Annotated in this window: 2 protein-coding genes; both read left to right on the plus strand. The window is 45.9% G+C overall.

Annotation, left to right across the window (positions count from 1 at the left end; genetic code table 11):
* The first annotated feature begins 428 nt into the window (after positions 1-428).
* Positions 429-1,868, plus strand: coding sequence for a caspase family protein (locus DPV68_RS13515; RefSeq protein ID WP_114167311.1), 1,440 nt, complete (start codon positions 429-431; stop codon positions 1,866-1,868).
* A 60-nt stretch (positions 1,869-1,928) separates the two neighbouring features.
* The gene (locus DPV68_RS13520) at positions 1,929-2,537 is read left to right on the plus strand and encodes a hypothetical protein (RefSeq protein WP_114167312.1); all 609 of its coding nucleotides are present in this window, start codon (positions 1,929-1,931) and stop codon (positions 2,535-2,537) included.
* The last annotated feature ends 405 nt before the right edge of the window (positions 2,538-2,942 follow it).

The raw sequence follows: 2,942 nt of genomic DNA on the forward strand, positions 1-2,942 counted from the left end.
GGGAGAAGGAATGGTGATCCGGGCTCATGCGTGAGCGTCTAACGCCTTGTGGCGAAGTCGCTCATCGCACCGCTGCCTCCCTGACGGCCCGATAACAAGAGCTGCTGGTTCACCGCCGCATCTCTATGTTCCTGGCCCTTTCTGACGGGAGGCACGGAGCGTAAGAACAACACTAAAAGCAAGAACGTGGGCTTGTCGATCGACAAGCGAGGGAAACCATTCAGTCGAATGGTTTTTTGTTTTTACCTAGAGGCACTTTACTTTTCAAATCAGCTGTTTATCAATGGCTCTTAGAATAAGGATTGAGAATGAAAGAGTCTGCGTCGACATGTCTTCTGAATCGAGTGATTGATTTTCTATTCAAGTTTGGAGCATGTGTACATTGTATAATACAATATATGTAAATGATGAGAAGGTAGGGATTTACATTGTACAAAGCTCTATTAATTGCAGTCAATGAGCAACGTGACCATGAGATATCTGCTCTTCCGAATACGTTAAACGACGTAAGAGAAATCAATCGATTATTGACAGAAGAGCCCGCCGTATTCGGTAAATCTGACGTCCAGATTTTATATGGGAATTTGACCACCAAGTCAATGTTAGACCATGCATTACATAGTTTTTTTGGAGATGCGTCTCCAAATGATGTCTTATTTCTCTACTGGGCAGGCCACGGGGGGTTCAGTCAAACCAATGCGTATTTCATTCCATATGATGCAGGTATTCATGCTATAGGTGACACCAGCATCAACATGTCCGATGTCAGAGACCATATCGATCAAACAAAGGCCCGCACAGTCTTGAGCTTTTTTGATACGTGTCATAGCGGTGCGCTCATGCGATCAATCGACAATCTGATGGAGAGAGGGCTTGAAATTAAAGGGTCCGGTAAGTTCGTCATCGCAGCGTGCACGGAAAATCAGTTGGCTTGGGATCGAAACGGGCATGGAGCCTTCACAGATCATTTGATCCGTGGCCTAGAAGGTGGGGCGACGAACCTGAGCGGGGAGATTGATATCTACACGCTCTATGCTTACGTCAGCCGGGCTCTCTCGAAAGAATTCGAGAATCAACATCCTGTCTTAAACAGCACGCTCTCCGGTCCACCTGTCATCATCAAGAATGTAAAGACGAGACAGGCCGAGTCGAATTTGTCACCACTCTTTGACGGTGGACAACGGGTGATCGACAATTCTGGAGACTGGTTTCTATTGGGAAGTTCGAGCGCACGTTACTTCTCCTATCGCTACAACAGTTCTGACAAGGCATACAGCTTGATCTTGAAGGCCGAAGACAACTCGAGAGGGGTCGAGGAGGTGCTCAAGCAGATGTGGAAAACTGAGCAACCTTTCGCGATTGAAGATACGGCTGAATATGTCCGCGTGGCCGAGGTGAATGTGGAAGTGGTCGGGGGTGAAAAAACAATCAACCTCAAGCTGGTCTCGAGTGAAGACAGACATGGCAGTCATATGTTTAGTGAAATGACAGTCAATGGTATTAAACCCGATGAAATCGCTAAGCTGAGAATCGATCACTATCTATTCAACAAAGAAGTTCCAAGACATGTCAGAATGGATCATTCGGAAACACTCATTTACGGGAATCCATCCGACTATGAGGTGTCCAATCGGTTAATCCCGGATTTGCTTGATCAGCATGTCACCCTGGAATGTATCAGACTACACCTCATAGCGGTCCTTGTATTCAAATCAATTGTGTCTGAAGTGAGCTCATTGCATTTATTTGTCGAACGCGGTGCCATCACGAGGATTACCATCGAAGGTAGGCGGCCCCGCGTCTACTCGAACGTCAATCCGTCAATAGTGTCAGTGGACGAACCGGTACATTTTTCATTGGACTATTGATACGATCCGCGTACATGAGTAAGCGAAAGACCATCAAATCAGAGAAGGCGGAGAGGCCAGATGAAACATGCCTTACCGGACACACGTTGGCTATATGAACAACTTTTGAACCATGGGCAACAGACCGCTGTCGATGACTTTGCGGCTAAATGCCCTATGCACGGGCAAGCGGAATTCGTAGCACAGTTATGGGAGACGGACGCGGAAATCGGAGGGATCGGCGGATACCAGCTTCCTAAAAACCCGATACAAAATCCGTTTCCCGGCGGAATGGAACGAACTTTATATAGGCCGTTGCAGTATGCGGCGAGCGAACTAGAGCGGGACGTAGCGCATGGGGCGCGATACATCGTTCAATATGCAGGCATGCACCTGGAGGCCGTGACACGTCAATATTTGATGCGATCGCAAAAGCTCGGGTCGCTTCGACACTCCCAGTCCACCTTAGGAAAAGCGGTCCATCAAATCGCCAAGCTACGAACGATAGATGAAAAGACGATTCAGAGCCTACTTGTATTCGTACGTTTGTACAACATGTCGAAACATGAGGTGAACCAAGACGAATCGAGAGACCGTCTATTCAGTGCGGAGGACGCACTGATCGCTTATCTGTCTGCTCGTATCCTAGGCTTCCGGTTGTTGACCGAGATCGGTTTGGTTCCATCATAAGCATGGTCATGAAACAACTGATGTCCTGACACCTCTTGATCAATGGTCAAGATGTCTAGATTTTTAAACGTGAAAGATATCAATCTTTTTAATCGAACAGGCCATGAAAGAATGAATCAGACCATCTTAAACGAGCATGTATATATTTCGATGTCGAAACGTATACATACTCGTTTTACCCACTATTCCAAAAGTGTTTAAGTAGGACACTCCTGTCTCTCGACATGAAAGAGGCAAAACGAATATCTATTACGAACAACTTCACAAAACGTGAAATGGTGGCGAATCATCTGTTGGCTATACCAGTATCGGAGAATAAAGTCATTCATCTACCAAATCAACAAATGATAATAATCCCCTTACAATTTTATTCATAGGTAATACGATAAAAATATAGTATAATTT

The organism is Exiguobacterium sp. TNDT2 (genome assembly GCF_003331145.1).
Lineage (GTDB): Bacteria > Bacillota > Bacilli > Exiguobacteriales > Exiguobacteriaceae > Exiguobacterium.

Excerpts from the sequence above, each read along its gene's own strand:
- DPV68_RS13520 (WP_114167312.1), top strand. The coding sequence starts at position 1,929 with ATGAAACATGCCTTACCGGACACACGTTGGCTATATGAACAACTTTTG.